Origin of the sequence: Lactococcus hircilactis, assembly GCF_009601015.1 — a bacterium.
Lineage (GTDB): Bacteria > Bacillota > Bacilli > Lactobacillales > Streptococcaceae > Lactococcus > Lactococcus hircilactis.
In genome coordinates, this window is sequence record NZ_WITJ01000005.1 from 145118 (window position 1) to 163249 (window position 18132).

Below are 18132 nucleotides of genomic sequence, written 5' to 3' on the forward strand. Positions count from 1 at the left end.
TGAAGTAAAAAGAACTCATTTTTAAGTTTAATTTATCTTTCTTTGGTATAATAGGAGTAAAATGGAGTAAGTGAATCCAGTTCTCCCACTAGAAAGGGCATTAAGTATGATAAAAGTATTTGTAAAACCTGGTTCTGGAAGTTGCCGTTCTGCAATCAAGTGGTTTAAAAAATTGGACATCCCATTTCAATTAATTCAACTCAAAGATTTATCAAAAGAAGATCTGATTCATATTTTATCATTGACTGATCAAGGCGTAAACCAGCTCATCACACAAAATCGAGGAAATTCCTCGGCAAAAGGATACCAAGTAAGAAAACACATGGATGAATCCGCATCGTTTGATGATCTTCTTGAGCTGATTCGTGCACATCCAGAAACTATAAAAGCACCAATCATCACAGATGAACACAAGCTACTCATTGGATATAATGATGAAGAAATCAGAACCTTTATTCCCAGAATAAAACGCGATCTTCAATGGCAACAATTTTTACATTAAGAACCCAACTCCTCTGATTTTTTCAAGGGAGTTTTTTGATGAAATCATCAAGAAAATCCGTTATCTTTTTTTAAATATGCTATAATAAAAACTGTCGTATTTCTAAAAAAACAAGTAAGCCCGTGTTTTTTCTAAGAAATCTCGCAGGAAATGATGAAAAGAAAGGAATTCTCCCATTGCTCAAAATGAGAGAATCATTTGAAATGAATATTAATGACTTTAAATATGAACTTCCAGAAGAGCTTATTGCTCAAACCCCTCTTGAAAAGCGTGATCAATCAAGAATGCTTGAAATTGATCCTTTGACGCATGCCATGCGTGATTTACATTTTTCTGATATTTTAGAAGAATTTGAACCTGGAGATGCCCTTGTCCTTAACAACACACGTGTTTTACCTGCACGCTTACACGGTGAGCGCATTGAGACACATGGACATGTCGAGCTACTTTTGCTCAAAGATAAAGGAAATAAAACGTGGGAATGTCTTGCAAAACCAGCACGTAAGATGAAAGTGGGCGAAAAAGTCAGTTTTGGAGATGGACGCTTAATTGCAACGGTCGTTGAGGAAAAAGAAGAAGGCATTCGAGTGGTTCAATTTGATTTTGACGGGATTTTTCTTGAAATTTTGGAGCGTTTAGGTGAAATGCCACTTCCTCCTTACATTCATGAGCAACTCAAAGATCAAGAACGTTATCAAACCGTTTACGCAAAGGAACAAGGTTCTGCTGCTGCTCCAACCGCTGGTTTACACTACAGCCCAGAATTACTTGACGCAATCAAAGCAAAAGGCGTACATATTGTCGAGGTGACCTTACACGTTGGATTAGGTACCTTTAAACCATTGACTGATGACGCGATTGCCTCAGAACACCTGCACTCCGAGTTTTATCGCTTGAGTGAAGAAGCAGCTGAAACGCTACGACAGGTCAAAGCATCTGGACATAAAATCATCGCTTCAGGAACCACGTCGATTCGAACACTAGAAACAATCGGAACCAAATTTAACGGCGACATCAAAGCAGACAGTGGATGGACAGACATTTTCATCATGCCAGGCTATGAGTGGAAAGTTGTAGATGCGTTTAATACCAATTTCCATCTTCCAGAAACAAGCTTGGTGATGCTTGTTGCCGCATTTGCTGGACGTGATTTCGTCCTTGAAGCTTATCATCATGCTGTTGATGAACGCTATCGCTTCTTTAGTTTTGGAGATGCGATGTTTGTAAAACCTAGAAAATAAAAAGGATCAAAAAGAGCGGATTTTTGTTTTTTATCCGCAGACATCGATTAAAAAAAATTTGCAGAATCTCATGTCAAAGCGAGTGTTGCTCTTTTTAATGGGAAATTTGCAGTTGTGATTTTTATACGCATTCCATCTGTAAATTTGCATCCTGGAAGCTTACTTCGTGCGATTTCTGAGATGAATCCAATTCTTGCCCAGCGCCTTCACGATTTTGAAAAAAAGGCCTGCCCAAACGAAAAGTTTTACCTACAAATCCCCCACAAGTCGAATACACGCTGACAGGAAAAGGAACTGCACTTAAACCAATTTTTGATTTGCTCAATTTGTGGCATGAAAAATATCACGCATAAAAACGAGGTCATCATGAGTTTTGTCAATCTTGTCATTACTGACAGTTTTATTTCTGTCATCTCTGACGGACAAGTTACTAAAAATAATGAAATTACAGCGTCGCATTTTAAAAAATTTGAGACCAGTCAAAATGGATATGTGATTGCAAGCACTGGTTATGAAAAAATTACAAATGACATCCGAAAAAAATTTTATTATCAGCCTCATCTCACTTTTGACGATGCTCAAATGCTTTTGTTAGAAAGTATAAAAAAATATCAAAATAAGTCTGTTCACTTTTCAAAAAAAGTCTCGTACAATGCTATTATCGCAGGATTTGTCAGTACTGACAATAGCCAAATTACGCCTTTTTCTACTGCTGTCAGTACTGACAATACCACAAAAAACAGCAGCACTCCTTCACATCCATCAAAAAAACGGCCCGTTGCTTACTGTTATCACGTGGCAGATGGAAAAATAACGCGTACCTTTTATGATCACGCGCTTTGCCTTTCTTTGATTCCAGACGACATTGATTTCAATCCCAATTTGCTCTTATCGACCGCCCTTAAAAAATTACCGCATCACAACGCTCTCCTATCCATTCAAGCCCTTCAACGCAGTATCCTCTATCAAGTAGCCCAAAAATCAAACACTGTCAATACCGTAATTTTTCAAGCGCTCATCAAAAAAGACTGATTACTCAGCCTTTTTTTCTTCATTTTTTTCATTTTTCGCAACAGAAGACAAGCGTAATTTTCCATTTGGATTATACTTTTTTAACAATGCATCAATTTTTGCATCGTCCCAATAATCCGCAGAAGCAATAAAATTTCCCGCTTCATCCCGATTTGAAATGATCTTAAACCCCATATCTCCTCCTTAATTATGACAAAATTGTATTTATCTTTTAAATCACACCTTCACACACTTGCGCAAAACCGCCTTGACATCGCGTTTAATCCACAAATTCAAATTCAAATTTCTCAATCCGAACCAAATCACCGTCCTCAGCACCAGCACTCCGAAGTGCTTCATCCACACCCCATCCACGCATTTGACGCGCAAATTTCATCGCAGATTCATCATGTTCAAGATTCGTCATTTTATAGAGTTTGATTAGTTTTTCGCCCGTCAAACGATAAGCGCCATCCGGATCACGCTCAATTTTAAATGGTGCCTCTTCTTCTTCAAATCCATAATATGCTGCTTGTGATGCCAAATCTTCTTCATCATAAAGTGGAAATTCTGGGGTTTGACTCAGCATTTCACTTGTCATCGCAAGAAGGGGCTGTAATCCTTCTTTAGTCAGTCCGGAAACTGGATATATCAATGGCATTTCTTGATTGACTTCTAAACTTTCAGCTAATTTTTTCTTGAATGTCTCCAAATTTTCTGCTGCTTGCGGCATATCCATTTTATTGGCCACAATAATTTGTGGACGTTCCATCAAACGTAAATTATAAGATTCTAACTCATCATTAATGGTTTGATAATCTTCAAATGGATCTCGCTCCTCAAGTCCGGACATGTCCAGTACATGAAGCAAAACACGCGTCCTTTCAATGTGGCGTAAGAATTGAATGCCAAGTCCAGCCCCAGAGTGTGCGCCTTGAATCAATCCTGGCATATCTGCCATGACAAAACTATCCCCAAATCCAATTTGAACCATCCCAATATTTGGCGTGATCGTCGTAAAATGATAAGCCCCAATCTTAGGACGCGCATTTGAAACCACCGAAAGCAACGTGGACTTGCCAACAGATGGAAATCCAACAAGTCCAACATCAGCAAGCACACGTAATTCTAGCATGAGCATCCGCTCTTCTCCGGGTTCTCCATTTTCGGCCACCTCAGGCGCTGGATTTTTTGCAGTCGCAAATCGAATGTTTCCACGTCCACCGCGACCACCTTTAGCCACAACAAATTCCTGATGATTTTCAATCAAATCTACTAAAACAGTTCCTGTCTCAAAATCCTTTACTGTCGTTCCTTGAGGAACTTTTACAATCAAATCTTGAGCGCCACGACCGTGCATCCCTTTCGTCATCCCTTTTTCACCAGGTTTCCCACGGAAAATACGATTATATCGAAAGTCCATTAACGTCGTCATTCCTTCATCCACCTTAAAAATAACAGAGCCGCCACGTCCACCGTCGCCTCCCCAAGGTCCTCCATCTGGAACAAATTTTTCACGTCGAAACGCAACTGCACCGTCTCCACCTTTTCCAGCTCTCACTTCAATTTTTGCTGTATCTAAAAACAGACTCATTCTATCTTTCCTCTAATTTTCAATTTATTTCGTCGTTATTTTCATGATTTTTTGCGCATCAACCTACCAAAAAGCGCATGAACTCTCCTTATTCTACCATATTTTACACGATTTCTCAAAACCTACTTTTTTTATTGATTTTTAAGTTAAATTTTTAATCATCCAAACGTCCATTGTCGCGTGTTCACTTTCAGGCAATGGAGCCAAACGTTGCTCAAATCCATAGCGCTCATAAAGCATTAATGCACTTTTTAAATCATGATGCGTTTCAAGATAAATCGCTTGATAATCCTTTTTTGCAGCACTCAGCACCTGATTCATCAGTAATTTCGATAAGCCTTTTTTACGATAGTTTTGATCAATGTACAACTTTTGTAACTCACAAATTCCCGTCGAAATCGGAGCAAATCCTGCTCCCCCCACAATCTCCCCCGCTTCATTTTCAATGACAAAGTAATCTGCAGGCTGATGCGTCGCATAAAAGTGACTTAATTGTTTTAAATTTTCATCAAAATACGCTGTTCCTGGAATATCCAGATGTTCAGATTTCAACACCGCCCTAATCAACTGATAAACTGCAGTATTATCTTTTTCTTCAATTGGTCTTATCTTCATTTAGTGTTCCTCCCTATACATTCTTGTTATTTTAACATATTTTTTAAAAATCTGGTATAAAAATTTGATTACCGAATTTGATCACATTTTAAATCCGAATCATTTTTTCATGAAAAAAAATGCCTGAGGCATTTTTTATTTATAAAAAGCAGTTTTGATGTAATTAATCGCTTGTTTATTTTTAGGGACTTGGTCATGCTTTGTGTAGGGTCCTTTAAAAATATAATACGATACTGGGTTTTCATTTTTCACCAAAAAATGATAAACCGAGAAAGTGTCTGCCCAAGGAACGGTTCCATCTGTCTCTTTTGCAGCATCATAATCTCCTGCTAAAAATGTCACTTGAATATTGGAATCTAATTTTTTATAATTCTCTTCCCAATATTGATAAAATTTCGTTTTAATTTTTGGACCATTTTTTAAAACATCTTCCATCGTTTGATTCGGCTGAGCTGTTGAAGCATTGTATTGTCCATCAAGCGAGACAAACTTCTCAACAAATGGCAGACTTGAATCATCTGCGTACTGTAATAAATACCGATAAACGCCTGAGCCACCTGCAGAATAGCCTAAAACATTCACATAAGGAATCCGATAATGCTCTCCCAAATAAGTCATGACTGATTTGAGTGCTGCCTCGTATTTCAGACTATTATTTGTTCCTTCTTCCATCCCGACTTCAATGGTTGGATAGTGATTTTTTTCGTCAATTTTTCCAGAAACTTTCAGCGTATTGTCTTTATTCACAACAATGTCCAGACCTTTTTTTGCTTTTGTTGTCTTATCTGAAATTACACCTTGAACAATCGGGTCAATAGATGAAATTTTTCCACCTGATCCTGTGATATAGATGGACGGATAAATTTCTCTTGAAGAAAACATATCATTTTGACGATGCTTCACTTTCTCCACTTGACTTCCAATAGCAAAACCAATGAGCCCTGCGAGAATTATTGCAACGCCAATAGAAAATTTGATCCATTTTTTATTTTTTATCAAAATAATCCTTTCGTTTGTTGAAAATAATTAATTTTATAGAAATCATACCTTATTTTCTTGAAATTTGCAAGGATTTTGTAATTAAAAAACTAGATTTCAACCGTTTGAATCTGGATTATGGCGTTTGAGATGAACTTTGGGACGTCGAACTTTGAGTGGTCGAAGGTGATGTGCTAGATTGAGTGGAGGAATCTGCATCAGCTTTTGCAGTTGACGCGGATTGTGCTGCTGCTTTCTCACTGGCTAAATTGCTCAGATCTTTTGCGTAATCGGATTGACTTTTGGCATAAATTCCTGCTTCCATATCAATCACTTGTGGTGCTTTGACTTGTTTTGCGATACTAGGATAATACGGGAGTTTTTCTGACATCTGACTTAAGGGAACACGAACTTGATTTCCATCACTCATTTGTAGGGCGATAAAATCCTTCGTCGCATCCGTTGGCGTTTTTGTCACTTTTTGGATCAATTGCCGTAAGCTAGGCGTTAATGTTTCAAATGCTTTAATAAACGTTTGAACTTCTTGATCTGAGAAATCTAGCAAAAGAGGAATTTTTTGAGTCTGTGCAGGTATAGCTTTTGAAGTTTTTACGATGTAGCCGTTATCTAAAACAAGAAATGTTCCATTTTTTTGCTGAACAGCGGCTGTGGTTTGATGTTCTCTGATTTTCATTTCAATGCCATTTGGAAAGTGAAATTGAATGTTCGCTTGAGCTATTCTAGGAAATTTTTGCTCAATTTTTTGATTGATGCTCTTGCGATGCTGATAAATAGAGTATATCGAATCTCCTGTTTTCAAGCCGGAGGTCAATGCAATTTGCTCAGACGTTTCATTTTGATTGCCAGAAACTGAGAATCGTCCGATTTTGCTGATGGGCGTAATGAAATAAAGGGAGATCAGAAAAACGAGACCTGCCAAAAATAAGGGAATCATCATTTTCTTTAAGACTGGACGATAAATCGGGATAGGTTTTGGGTGTTCTGGAATTTCTTCTTGAACGGTACGCGCTTCGTTTTGTGCATTAAATCGATCATATTCATCTTCGTAAGCGTCATTTTCATCACTCTCATCATTGATTTCTTCAAAATCATCTGCCCTATCAAAATCAGTTTCAGAATTGTTAAAGTCATCTGAGTCATTAAAGGCGTTAAACTCATCTGTATCATCTGAATCATTTCGGTCATTTGAGCTGTCAGAAAATGTGACGTCATCTTTTTGAAATGAAAAGAGGTGATCATCGCGTGTTTCATCTGCTGTGTTTTGAGACGTTTCTTCTAAATTTTCATTAAAAAACTTACTCACACTAAAACGATCAGATGGTCCACGATAATGGCGCTGTTCTGATTTTGGAGGACGGAAATTGGAATCATTTTGTTCCCAAGATGTTCGATTGTTGTTCTCTTCACTCATGTTGTTATTTCTTTCACCAGTTGATATAAACGTTCGCTAGCATCAGGAACTCCTGCTAATCGACTGTTTTGAGACATTTCTTTATAGCGCGCTTCATCAGCAAAAATACTTGAAATCGCCTCAACCATGACTTCTCCTGTCAAATCACGATCCGCAATCATTTGTGCTGCATTAATGTCAACAAGTGCTTGTGCATTTTTTGTTTGATGGTCTGCCGTTACGTTAGGGCTGGGCACAAAAATGGTCGGAAGTCCCAATGCTGTCACCTCCGCAATGGTTGTTGCGCCAGCACGACAAAGCACCAAATCGCTTGATGCAAAAACTTCGAGCATGTTTGAGATATAGGGACGAATTGCAATGTTTTCACTTGCTTGATAAGCTTCAAAAATAGCATGATCTTCATCATAATAGATTTGTCCAGAAGCATAAATCACTTGATAATCTTCTTTTTCAAATAAAGGAAGCGCTGTTTTTACTGCCTCATTAATCGTCATCGCACCGCGGGATCCGCCAAAAATCACAACCGTTTTTTTATCTTTTTTCAAGTGATATTCGGTTTCTAAAATGGAAGTCGCTTTTAAGTTCGCCACTTCTTGCGCGCGGGGATTTCCTGTAAAAATTGTTTTTTCCTTTGGAAAATATGGCTTTGCTGCTTCAAAAGCAACAGCGATTTTTGTGACGCGCGAACTTAAAAATTTATTTGTGATTCCAGGAACTGAATTTTGTTCGTGAATAAGTGTGGGAACATTTAATTTTTCAGCGGCATAAAGGACTGGTCCTGCAACATATCCTCCAGTTCCTACGACCACATCTGGTTTAAACGCTTTGATGATTTTTTTTGCAGCTTGTGTTGCTGACAAAAATTTTGTGATGGTTTTTAGATTTGATAATGAAAGTGAGCGCTTAAAGCCCTGCACGTCAATCGTTTTAAATGCGATTTTTGCTGCGGGAACAATTTTACTTTCAAGTCCACGCGCTGTTCCAACATATAAAATTTCTGAATCTGCTTCAACAGATTGGATGTATTTGATGAACGCAAGCGCTGGGTAAATGTGTCCGCCAGTGCCGCCTCCCGTTAAGATTATTCTCATTATTTTTCTTTCTTCGTTCGTTTTGATGCGTCAAAAACAGCCGTCAATCGTTTTGTCAGCGCTCAGCGCTTTACTTTTGTCTGAAACAGGCTTTTTGGACCGCTGTCAGTACTGACAGAAATATAAAACGCTTATTTCATTTTCTCAAAAGCTGCAATAAAGCGATCGCCACGCTCTTCAGCACGTGTATATTGTCCCCAACTTGCACAAGCTGGACTAAGTAAAAGTGTGTCTCCTTCTTTCGTCAGTGGAAAGACCTTTTCCATCCCGTCTTCAACATAATCTGATACGAGATAAGGAATGTCATACTTTTTAGCAATTGCGACAAGTTTTGGAGTCGTTTCGCCTGAAATGACTAATCCTTTAACGTCTTTAATTGATGCTTCAAGCGCTTCAAATCCATTGCCACGATCCAATCCGCCGATAAATAACCACAATTTTTGATGATCAAAACCAGTTAATGCTTTTTTCGTGGCTTCAATATTCGTCGCCTCAGTATCGTTGTATGCCCGTCTGCCTTTTGCTAATCCCAAGTATTGTAAGCGATGACGTACACCTTCAAAGGTGGTCAAAACAGAAATAATTTTGTCATTACTGACACCACATCGTTTAGCCACACAAATCGCCGCTAAAGCGTTCTCGATATTGTGTTCACCTGGTAATGACAATGCTTTTGTTGCCATGAGATGCTGATTTTTAAAGTAAATTTCTCCATCAAGAACATAAGCCCCGTCTGTCACTTCGCGCGTCGAAAATGCAAGAACAGAAGCGTTCGTTTTTTTTGCGTAATCTTTCATTTTATCTTGATTAAAATTCAAAATCAAAACATCATCTGACGTCATATTTTTTTGTAAATTCCATTTCGCTGCTTCATAATTCGCTTGAGTCCCATGATAGTCCAAATGCGTCGAATAAATATTTGTGATCACAGCAATTTTTGGATGAAATTGATCAATTCCCATTAGTTGAAAACTTGACGTTTCCATCACGATGGTATCCGTGCGATGCGCAGTCGTTGCAACAGTTGACGCAGGAAAACCGATATTTCCAGCCAATTGTGGCGATTGTCCGCCTGCTTTCAAAAGTGCGCCAATTAATGTTGTCGTTGTCGTTTTTCCATTGGTTCCTGTGATGCCGATAATGGGAGCTTCAGATACCAAATAAGCTAATTCAATTTCTGTCAGTACTGACAGCCCTAATTCTTGGGCTCTCACGACCATTGGATTGTCGTATCTGATCCCAGGATTTTTGACCATCAGCTCAAAATCTTCATCCAACAGCTCCACTGGATGTCCTCCAGTGACCACTTTGATTCCTTCTTCGAGAAGTTCTTGTGCTTCAGGATTTTCATCAAACGCTTTAAAATCATTCACTGTAACGAGCGCTCCAAGTTTAAATAATAGTCGTGCTGCGGCCATTCCTGATTTTGCTAATCCAAGAACCAAGACTTTTTTGTTTTCAAAAGTTGTAATTTTTTTCATGTGAGATTTCTAACTTCCTCTAAGAAGTTGGTCGTGCGACCAATTGATTGTAATGATGATTAAATAAAGGACATTTGTCCAGCTTTAACTCTTCTATTTTACCGCTAATTGCGTTTTTTTTCAATAGTCTTGAAAGTTAAAGAAAAAAAGCCATCCAGAGATGACTTAAACGAAAATCGTTTTTAAATTACAGTGCGGGTTTAACTTTTGGAAATTTCAAGATAAAGTCTGATCCTTCACCCAATTGCGATGTGACTAAAACTTCCCCATTATAATTTTCAACCAGTTGACTGATGATGGACAATCCCAGTCCCGTCCCACCGATTTGGCGATTTCTTGCTTTATCAGCTCTAAAGAAACGCTCAAAAACGTGTTCTAAATCCTCAGGTGAAATGCCCATTCCACAATCTTTGATGCTCGTGATAATATAATCGTCGTCTTCTGATAAGGTTAAAGTGATGGCTTTTTTATCTCCTGGAGAATATTTTGCCGCATTATCAAGTAAAATGAGTATCCCTTGCTCATAATGATTGGCATGAATTTTTGCGTGACCATTTCCTGTAAGCTGATTGACTAATTTCAACTCAAAATCCTCATGAATCAAATGGAAATTTTTCAGTGTCGTTTCAGCAATTTTAAGGAGATCCGTATCAATATTATGGATATCCAGCTCATCATTTTCAAAACGAGACAAAGCAAGCATCTCTTCGAGCATTGATTTCATTCGACTGATTTCTTCACGACTTGCACTCAACGATTCATCGAGAATTTTAGGATCATTTTTTCCCCAACGATTGAGTAGATTGATATGTCCATCAAGGACTGCAAGCGGTGTTCTTAGCTCATGTGAAACATCCGACACTAAGCGTTTTTGCTGATCCAAATACCGATGTGCTTTTTGCATGATCTCATTATACACCTCTGCTAAATCTTCGATTTCATCATTGGTTTTGATTTCAACTGGTTGATAAGCAATTTCTTTTGATATTGCCACTTTTTTCATGGCTTTATGCAATTTTTCAAGCGGAGTCATGAATCGAGACACCATATAAAACCCGATGATTTGTGCTAATATCAGCACCACAATCTCTAAGGCAGCCAACGTCAACATCAAGCGGCGATTAATATTATAATAAAAACTAATGTTGTAAAACGCTTGAATATATCCAATCGCTTGTCCTGTTGTTTTTGAATAAATCTTTCGTTGTACAATGTATCCAGGAATATTATTGTGGGTTTCAACGATTCGATTGTTTGGACTGTCTTTTAGTGGAATCGAGTAGCGAGACGTTGAATATAATAATCGCTTGTCATTATCAAAAATCATGAACGCGCGACGATGTCCAATCATACTACTTAAATTGCGCGGGGCATCACTTTGCACTTTTCCCCAATCTGTTGATTCTGGTGTAAACGCGATGAAATTATGAATATTGCTCAAGCTCAGTGCATTTTGAGACTGACTCAGCTCATCTTCAACCGTATCCATCGCAGAGAGAATCCCACTTTTTTCTTCACTGATATAAGTCGATACAGTCACTTGATAAATCAAAACTGAAAAAATAGTAAACACAATAAAACAAAAAATCGTGTTCGCAAAGGCCCACCGTAAAACAATACTTCGACGTGCAGGTGTTTTTTTGACATTTTTATGCGTTTTATTGACCAAATTTCTAATTTTTATCACTGTCGTCCCCTATATTTATTTCTTAGAAAAAAACTGTCAGTGCTGACAGTATTTTAATTTCACAAAATTAATTTGTCCGATCACGCATGACATATCCAAGTCCTCGAACCGTTTGAATATAGCTTTCTTTTCCGTCCACATCAATCTTATTTCTCAGATAGCGAATATACACATCAACCACATTGGTTTCTGTCCCTTCTTCATAGCCCCAAACTTCAGAAACAAGATGTTCACGTGTGACAACATCTCCTGTATTTTTCATTAGTGTTAAAAGAAGATCATATTCACGACGTGTCAAATCAATGACTTTCTTTCCACGATGTACCGTACGATTGGTTTTATCAATCACCAAATCACGAAAAGCAGTATTTTCAGCTTCTTCAACTTGATGCGCATGCTCTTCTCTGCGGAAAAATGCGCGCACACGTGCTAATAATTCCTCAATTGCAAAAGGTTTTGTAATATAATCATCTGCACCAATATCAAGTCCAGCAACGCGATCCATCGTAGAATCACGTGCGGTCATCATAATGATTGGTGTTTCTTTTTCTTTACGAAGTCGGCGTGCAACCTCAAAACCGTCTAATTCTGGTAACATTAAGTCCAGTAAAACCAAATCGTACTCACGACTGAGTGCTTCATCAAGTCCAACTCTTCCGTTTTCCTTGATTTCTGTCAGATAACCTTCGTGTTCGAGCTCAAGTGAAACAAAGCGAGCAAGATTTTTTTCATCTTCAATGATTAAAATTTTCTTTTGGGCCATGTTTTTCTCCTTTATTTTAAAGTCTCATCGACCATAACCTTATTATAATATAAAATTTACATTAAAGCGAATCATTTACTCATTTTTTTCTTATTTTTTACTCATAAAGTTATATTTTAAATACATTTTATTCTTTTTAATCAAAAAGACCATCTAATTGAGCAAACGGTGATTTTTTTTCGGCTTCTTTTGCTTCATTTTGTGTCCGATAAGTTTCCTCGCTCATGACGCTCCAAAACTGACCTGCTGGAAGTTTTTCTTCTTCTTGCTCATCTTTTGCAAGCACTTGAAGTGGGATCTCAAGTAAAATGTTATCTTCGATCGACTCATCTAAATCAATCCCATCTTTTTCTAATGGAATGATCAGTTCTTCTTCCATTAATGCCTCAGTCATCAAATTCCCATCGGGTTTTGCAAAAGCTTCATTTACAACTAGCGCAATCGGATACTCTACCGGTTTTAAACTTCTTGATGAGGGTAAGATTAACGTCGTGTGGATCTGATAATCCAGTAAATAAATCTGATCATCATAAGAGACTTGTCCAATCGCTGAGATCTCTTTTACATCAATGATTTCTTTTGCACGTGCTTTGAGTGCAGCTGATAAATCCAACGTTAGCTCAAAATCAATCTTTTTTTTCTTTGAAATTTCATTAAGTGACCATTTCATTTTTTGTTCTCCTTCACATGATTCATCTTATTTTAACTTATTTTTAATATTTTTCAAAAAATAATCCTCTCAATGTGAAGATTATTATAAAATAAAAACAGCTTGCGCTGTTTCTTATTTCCCATATTTTTTGTTGAACTTGGCGATACGTCCATCTGCTGCTTGGAATTTTGCTTTTCCAGTATAGAATGGGTGTGAATCTGAAGATGTTTCAACACGAATCAATGGATAAGTGTTGCCTTCAAATTCAACTGTTTCTTTCGAAAATTTAGTTGAACCGCTCAAGAACTTGAAACCAGTTGTTGTGTCCATGAAGACCACTTCTTGGTATTTAGGGTGGATTCCGTTTTTCATTTTAGAAATTTCCTTTCTGCCTTGGACTGTTTGCCAGACCAAAGTTGTACGAATACTTATCTATTTTAGCAAAATCACGCGTATAAATCAAGTATAAAAATTAACTTGTCAAGAAAAAAACTTGACATTCATTCAAAAGCGCAGGGGGAGTATTTTATTTATTGAAATTGTCCATAAGGTCCATAAAATTTAGCTTAAATATAAAGATATAATATAGGTTAAAACATTGATATAATAGGATATATAAGCATAAAAAAATTTTAATAAAATCTATTAATATATAAAAGTTTAATACTTATGCCCCTTTTTTGCCCCCTAATTTTATAATATACTATCTTGCTTTTTCAGCTTAACAAGCAACTCTTTCAAGTTCATTTTTAATATTAAAATTGTGTTAAAAAATAAACTGGTAATGACTTTATTTTGTGACCATCAAAAATGTCGGGAGCAAACCGCTGGAAACCGCGTAACTTCAAATTTTCGTGACATCAGTAATAATGTAAACCCGTCGAATTTCACGGGTTTGGGTTTTTGGCAATATATTGACAGCAAGAAATGATCGTGCTATAATTTAATTGACCAAAGATATACTTTAAAAGTGCTTTCGAATACAATTTATAGGCTTGAACTCGGTCAGTTTGAGCTTTTTTTGTTGCTTTTTTATAGGGAAAACAAAAAACGCCCCAGTTAGGAGTGGGACGCTTAGGATAAACTTATGAAAAGTTTTTTTGGGATAAGAACATTATATAACTTTCCGTTTTCTTTGTAAAGAAAAACGCCCCAGTTAGGAGAGGGCGTTTAAGAGTATTTAAGAAATTTATACTCGTGGCATAATGCATTATAGAACTTGTTTCTTAAATTAAACAAAAACAGCCCCAACGAATGGAGCGGATATAAACAAATAATATGAAAGGTATCTTTATTATAACATTTTAATTTATATTTGCAAGCAGTATCAAAGAAAGTTTTTCTCAGATTAAATGCCTCAATCTTTTCTGTTTGTCCATACCAAAGTCAAGCCAAAAACTAGACCAAGTATCACTCCTATAGCTAGTTTTTGAAATAATAAGCCAAAGAGTACTCCCAAAATTAAACAACCTACAATATTTAAAGCATTACTGTTCTTTTTCATGATTGGACCTCCTTAATTGAATTATAACACTTATGAAAAATAAAAAATACCACCGAAGCGATAATTTTATCAAAAATATAACAAACAAAAACGCCCCGAAGGGCGGCGGCCTAAGATAAGTATTGAGATTTATATTTTTTAAACTTCCCATTGATTTGATCAATCATCAGATTAAGTTTATAAGTGTTTTCATTTTCATCAATTTTATTATAATTAACCAAAAGGAACATTGAATAAACTGTTTCTAAAATTTGTACTCCTATATTTATTACTCTATTATATTCATCCGCACTTTGGTTATTTTCGAAGTCAATAATATTATTGAGATAATGCGCTACCTCAATTTGTTGCCTCATTCTTCCATGTATAAAATCCGAGAGTTCCTTGTATAAATATTTCATATTTTCTGTAAAATTCTCGTTAATAAAAGTTTTATGGTTTTTTTTGGCTTCATTGCTAGTCAAATGTACTTCATTTTTTACTCTTACATTTTTCAATACTTTCTCTACATTATTAGAAAATGAATTTGTCTCTAAAGAAAAATCCAGACTTCTAATCATGCTTCTAGCAAATATATCTAATCCGTTTCTTAAGGATGCAATTGATGCTTTATACCTCCCAGTATATAGTAACCAAATAAATTCAATAAAATCACTAGTCGCATCATTTAAAGGTTGACTTATTCTCTCGTCTTCTTGGACATTAGAAACAACTATTAATTCTCGTAAAATATATAATCTCATATGATATTTTTTTAATGACTCAATATCAAAATCTTGTTCTTCAATACATCTTAAAGTTCCGAATTTCTTTGTCAAATTGTTTAATGTATTATCAAAATCTTTATCTATTTTTTCAAAATAATTCATCGAACTGTTTTCTCGCTATTAGAACGTATCATATCTTCAAGTAAAGACGACTCTGATTTTTTTGTGCTCTTCTTTTTATCAGAATAACCTACATATTTTTCAATAAAATCTATATGTTTATCAATCATAAGTCTAATCAAATCAGCATTAACTTCTTTATTTAAAAGGTCTTTTATGACTCTCGAAGCTAACATGGTTCTAGATTTATACAAGTAATCACGATATGGAGTTAATTTCATTAAATTCTCAAATATATGTATATACTCATGCAAGTCATTATTTTTAGTAAATAGTTCTCTACTAAAAATAGTTTCCATAACTACACCTATAAAAATATATCTTTTTTCACGCATCAAATATTTGCTACTCTTCAAAGTATTTATAATATTTTTAGTGTCCAATCAAACTTCCTCCTTTACTTCTATCCTAGTCATAATTTCGTTAACTAATTCCTGTATTCTTTCCAAAAGTTCTGGGTACTTTTCGTGTGTTTTGTATATTACTGAAGAAGTCGCGATGGCTTGTTTATTATAAATAACTGTCTGAAATTGATTAACTGACGAATTAACTTCATCACTCATTTCTGTAAAATATGACTCTAAAGTTTTTTTAAAGGGTCGATTTCTGCGAGCTATACCACTTTCTGCCGTCGTCTCATTTAGCATCATGTAAACTACGCCTAAACATTTGAGTTTGCCCTCCATTGCAGCCACTTTCTCAGATAACTGCTGAGAAAGAATTGTTATTCCAATCGTAGAAAATTCATCCAATTTTGTTGGTATTAAATAGTAGTCAGAAACTGTAAGAGATATTGATGTTAATTCTCCCCATGTAGGCGGACAATCTATCACAATAAAGTCAAATTGTTCTCGTAACTTTTGTTTATAGAAAAATGCCTTCAAACGATCAGCCGTTGAAGCATTTATATCAACAATTAAGCTGAGATCTCCTGGTATGATTGATAATCCTTTTTGAGTGAAATCACTTTTCTGCACATCTTCAAAAGTATAAATTGCGTTATTATCTTGAGAAGTCAATTCTTGCGCAATATCAGAATTTCTATGATTAGAACTAAAAATAGATTTGATAGTCAAGTTATGCTCTCTCAAGTCGTTATATTTATCAACACTCCCTGTATAATATTTAAATAAAGTTTGCGTAGTGTTAAATTGAGGATCAGAATCAACTACCAGTACTTTATATCCTCTATCTGCTAGCTCTATTGCCAGATTACAAGACAAGGTTGTTTTCCCAACTCCACCTTTCATATTTAATACAGAGATGACTTTAGCCTGTTTCATAAAAACTCCTATATTTTTATACATTTTTATTCCATTATATCAACTATACACCTTAAAAACAATCTATAATATTATTTTAATCATATATTTCATTGACTAATGTTTACTATTATGTTATTAAAAACAAAAAAACGCCCCTTTCGGAGCGCGTGATTGTTATTTCCAAGCTATTTCTGGTGCTTTCTGGTTAATTGCTTGCATGAACCGAACGTACCAAGGAGCGTCAGTCCGCCAACTATATTGCTTCAAGTCCTTGCCAGTCGTATCTTTGTAAATTTGGCGCACAATCTTGAGCTGGTCTTGATGTGAAAGTGCTACTACTTTATTTCCATCATAATAATAGATAGTACCTTGTGATTTTCCTGTTTTTGCATCAATAATTTGATATGTAAATTTCATGAGTTCGTCATCCTCCAAGTCTGATGTGGTGTAATTTGTGTTGTTTTCCGATTTTCCTGCAACTCCTGCCATTTCTTGCCATTCGTCTTCTGACAAGTAAGCAAGGTTTAGGTCAAGCTCTCCGTCCCAATTATCAAGGCTACCCGTTGAGGTGTACTGATAAATAGTTGGGCGATTCCAAGCGCCGTACGAGCTATTTCCCCTCCAAGGCTGTGATTGATAGCCTGTGGGTTCTGTGCTAGCGTATTGAGCCAACCATAATCCATATTTGCTTGCTGTACTTGTCCAGTCGAACTCACGAGCCGTCGCAGCATTCATGTAAATTACTGGTCTACCGTTCGTCCGAGCGCTGACATAATCAAGCCATACTTCTGCTTGCACTCGATGCGCAAGCGTGATATATGGTATTTCGTTGCCAATTGTTCCAGTTTCAAAGTCAAGCGCTAAGATGGCTTGATTGGCATAGTTTTTAGCTACGTTCAAGAAAAAGCTAGCCTGTTCAATGACTGAATCGTTCGTAATGAAGTGATATAGTAGTAGGTGTTTTCCAGCTGATAGGGTCTGCTTAACTTGCGTCTCCCACGTTGGATTAATATATCCTATCCCTTCTGTCACTTTAATCCCAACGAAGTCACTGGGAACGCTAGCAGGGTTTAAACTTGACTGAACCGAGCTAATATCGTAACCGTTCATATTAAATTCCTTCTGTTCCGTTAATAATTGGTGCGACTAATTCAGCCACTTTTTCAGCGTTGTCAAACACTTCATTCGTTACTTCTTTAGCTTCTTTGACTGTCCCGACTGGGTCACGTTGCAAGTTTGCCAGTGAGGCTTCAATTTGAGCTTCAATTTGATGTGGCGTTGCTTTGAGCTTCAATTCTTTAGCGCCTTTTGTCACATACTCGATCGCAGCACCGAGCTTTTCAGGATTAGTCGCATAGTTCTTCTCTACCCATGCGACACCTTGATTTGCAAGCTTTGCGAGTGCGTCGATATTCTTTACATTGCTGTT

General features: G+C 36.5%; 21 protein-coding genes. 4 read left to right on the plus strand and 17 right to left on the minus strand.

All coding sequences use genetic code 11. The features are described from left to right. Positions 1–106: 106 nt before the first annotated feature. The 4 genes from GHI93_RS04860 (at position 107) to GHI93_RS04875 (ending at position 2775) form a co-directional block, all read left to right on the plus strand. Positions 107–502 carry an ArsC/Spx/MgsR family protein gene (locus GHI93_RS04860; RefSeq protein WP_153495940.1) on the plus strand — a complete coding sequence of 132 codons (396 nt, stop codon included), beginning with the start codon at positions 107–109 and terminating at the stop codon, positions 500–502. A gap of 203 nt (positions 503–705) precedes the next feature. Further along, complete coding sequence (gene queA, locus GHI93_RS04865) at positions 706–1743, plus strand: tRNA preQ1(34) S-adenosylmethionine ribosyltransferase-isomerase QueA (protein ID WP_153495941.1); 1038 nt, start codon at positions 706–708, stop codon at positions 1741–1743. 278 nt (positions 1744–2021) lie between these two features. Further along, positions 2022–2096: a hypothetical protein gene (locus GHI93_RS13070; RefSeq protein ID WP_246177032.1), complete on the plus strand. Its 75-nt coding sequence runs from the start codon at positions 2022–2024 to the stop codon at positions 2094–2096. A 13-nt stretch (positions 2097–2109) separates the two neighbouring features. After that, entirely contained in the window at positions 2110–2775 is a 666-nt protein-coding gene (locus tag GHI93_RS04875; protein ID WP_153495966.1) for a hypothetical protein, read from the plus strand. On the opposite strand, the gene GHI93_RS12810 is transcribed toward GHI93_RS04875, so the two are convergent. The 17 genes from GHI93_RS12810 to GHI93_RS04950 form a co-directional block, all read right to left on the minus strand. Then, entirely contained in the window at positions 2776–2949 is a 174-nt protein-coding gene (locus GHI93_RS12810) for a hypothetical protein (protein WP_170272392.1), read from the minus strand. Positions 2950–3034: 85 nt separating this feature from the next. Beyond that, on the minus strand, positions 3035–4348 hold the full coding sequence (obgE, locus tag GHI93_RS04880; protein ID WP_170272393.1) for a GTPase ObgE: 1314 nt from the start codon (positions 4346–4348) through the stop codon (positions 3035–3037). Between the two features lie 141 nt (positions 4349–4489). After that, positions 4490–4963: a GNAT family N-acetyltransferase gene (locus tag GHI93_RS04885; RefSeq protein ID WP_153495942.1), complete on the minus strand. Its 474-nt coding sequence runs from the start codon at positions 4961–4963 to the stop codon at positions 4490–4492. 135 nt (positions 4964–5098) lie between these two features. After that, positions 5099–5962 carry an alpha/beta hydrolase gene (locus GHI93_RS04890; protein ID WP_246177029.1) on the minus strand — a complete coding sequence of 288 codons (864 nt, stop codon included), beginning with the start codon at positions 5960–5962 and terminating at the stop codon, positions 5099–5101. A gap of 115 nt (positions 5963–6077) precedes the next feature. After that, positions 6078–7373, minus strand: coding sequence for a cell division protein FtsQ/DivIB (locus GHI93_RS04895; protein ID WP_153495943.1), 1296 nt, complete (start codon positions 7371–7373; stop codon positions 6078–6080). Further along, positions 7370–8464 carry an undecaprenyldiphospho-muramoylpentapeptide beta-N-acetylglucosaminyltransferase gene (gene murG, locus GHI93_RS04900; protein WP_153495944.1) on the minus strand — a complete coding sequence of 365 codons (1095 nt, stop codon included), beginning with the start codon at positions 8462–8464 and terminating at the stop codon, positions 7370–7372. The genes GHI93_RS04895 and murG overlap by 4 nt, the downstream gene beginning before the upstream one ends. Before the next feature lie 131 nt (positions 8465–8595). After that, on the minus strand, positions 8596–9945 hold the full coding sequence (gene murD / locus GHI93_RS04905; protein WP_153495945.1) for a UDP-N-acetylmuramoyl-L-alanine--D-glutamate ligase: 1350 nt from the start codon (positions 9943–9945) through the stop codon (positions 8596–8598). A gap of 187 nt (positions 9946–10132) precedes the next feature. Then, on the minus strand, positions 10133–11632 hold the full coding sequence (locus GHI93_RS04910; protein ID WP_343030312.1) for a HAMP domain-containing sensor histidine kinase: 1500 nt from the start codon (positions 11630–11632) through the stop codon (positions 10133–10135). A 67-nt stretch (positions 11633–11699) separates the two neighbouring features. Beyond that, positions 11700–12395: a response regulator transcription factor gene (locus tag GHI93_RS04915; RefSeq protein WP_153495946.1), complete on the minus strand. Its 696-nt coding sequence runs from the start codon at positions 12393–12395 to the stop codon at positions 11700–11702. A gap of 136 nt (positions 12396–12531) precedes the next feature. Then, positions 12532–13065, minus strand: coding sequence for a YceD family protein (locus GHI93_RS04920; RefSeq protein ID WP_153495947.1), 534 nt, complete (start codon positions 13063–13065; stop codon positions 12532–12534). A 114-nt stretch (positions 13066–13179) separates the two neighbouring features. Next, complete coding sequence (locus GHI93_RS04925; RefSeq protein ID WP_153495948.1) at positions 13180–13419, minus strand: type B 50S ribosomal protein L31; 240 nt, start codon at positions 13417–13419, stop codon at positions 13180–13182. Between the two features lie 985 nt (positions 13420–14404). Continuing rightward, positions 14405–14551: a glycine zipper domain-containing protein gene (locus GHI93_RS12815; RefSeq protein WP_170272394.1), complete on the minus strand. Its 147-nt coding sequence runs from the start codon at positions 14549–14551 to the stop codon at positions 14405–14407. A gap of 110 nt (positions 14552–14661) precedes the next feature. Continuing rightward, entirely contained in the window at positions 14662–15420 is a 759-nt protein-coding gene (locus GHI93_RS04930) for a hypothetical protein (protein ID WP_153495949.1), read from the minus strand. Then, entirely contained in the window at positions 15417–15821 is a 405-nt protein-coding gene (locus tag GHI93_RS04935) for a hypothetical protein (protein ID WP_153495950.1), read from the minus strand. Before GHI93_RS04935 ends, GHI93_RS04930 begins: the two co-directional genes overlap by 4 nt. Then, positions 15822–16721: a ParA family protein gene (locus GHI93_RS04940; RefSeq protein ID WP_170272395.1), complete on the minus strand. Its 900-nt coding sequence runs from the start codon at positions 16719–16721 to the stop codon at positions 15822–15824. 156 nt (positions 16722–16877) lie between these two features. Beyond that, positions 16878–17813, minus strand: coding sequence for a GH25 family lysozyme (locus tag GHI93_RS04945; RefSeq protein WP_153495952.1), 936 nt, complete (start codon positions 17811–17813; stop codon positions 16878–16880). Between the two features lies 1 nt (position 17814). Beyond that, the coding region (locus GHI93_RS04950) for a phage holin (protein ID WP_153495953.1) at positions 17815–18132 on the minus strand (318 nt) is incomplete at its 5' end.

Bases quoted from the DNA above. Each gene is read 5' to 3' on its own strand.
- GHI93_RS04860 (WP_153495940.1), top strand. From the start codon at position 107: ATGATAAAAGTATTTGTAAAACCTGGTTCTGGAAGTTGCCGTTCTGCA.
- queA (WP_153495941.1), top strand. From the start codon at position 706: ATGAATATTAATGACTTTAAATATGAACTTCCAGAAGAGCTTATTGCT.
- GHI93_RS04875 (WP_153495966.1), top strand. From the start codon at position 2,110: ATGAGTTTTGTCAATCTTGTCATTACTGACAGTTTTATTTCTGTCATC.
- GHI93_RS12810 (WP_170272392.1), bottom strand. From the start codon at position 2,949: ATGGGGTTTAAGATCATTTCAAATCGGGATGAAGCGGGAAATTTTATT.
- obgE (WP_170272393.1), bottom strand. From the start codon at position 4,348: ATGAGTCTGTTTTTAGATACAGCAAAAATTGAAGTGAGAGCTGGAAAA.
- GHI93_RS04885 (WP_153495942.1), bottom strand. From the start codon at position 4,963: ATGAAGATAAGACCAATTGAAGAAAAAGATAATACTGCAGTTTATCAG.
- GHI93_RS04895 (WP_153495943.1), bottom strand. From the start codon at position 7,373: ATGAGTGAAGAGAACAACAATCGAACATCTTGGGAACAAAATGATTCC.
- murG (WP_153495944.1), bottom strand. From the start codon at position 8,464: ATGAGAATAATCTTAACGGGAGGCGGCACTGGCGGACACATTTACCCA.
- murD (WP_153495945.1), bottom strand. From the start codon at position 9,945: ATGAAAAAAATTACAACTTTTGAAAACAAAAAAGTCTTGGTTCTTGGA.
- GHI93_RS04915 (WP_153495946.1), bottom strand. From the start codon at position 12,395: ATGGCCCAAAAGAAAATTTTAATCATTGAAGATGAAAAAAATCTTGCT.
- GHI93_RS04920 (WP_153495947.1), bottom strand. From the start codon at position 13,065: ATGAAATGGTCACTTAATGAAATTTCAAAGAAAAAAAAGATTGATTTT.
- GHI93_RS04925 (WP_153495948.1), bottom strand. From the start codon at position 13,419: ATGAAAAACGGAATCCACCCTAAATACCAAGAAGTGGTCTTCATGGAC.
- GHI93_RS12815 (WP_170272394.1), bottom strand. From the start codon at position 14,551: ATGAAAAAGAACAGTAATGCTTTAAATATTGTAGGTTGTTTAATTTTG.
- GHI93_RS04930 (WP_153495949.1), bottom strand. From the start codon at position 15,420: ATGAATTATTTTGAAAAAATAGATAAAGATTTTGATAATACATTAAAC.
- GHI93_RS04940 (WP_170272395.1), bottom strand. From the start codon at position 16,721: ATGAAACAGGCTAAAGTCATCTCTGTATTAAATATGAAAGGTGGAGTT.
- GHI93_RS04945 (WP_153495952.1), bottom strand. From the start codon at position 17,813: ATGAACGGTTACGATATTAGCTCGGTTCAGTCAAGTTTAAACCCTGCT.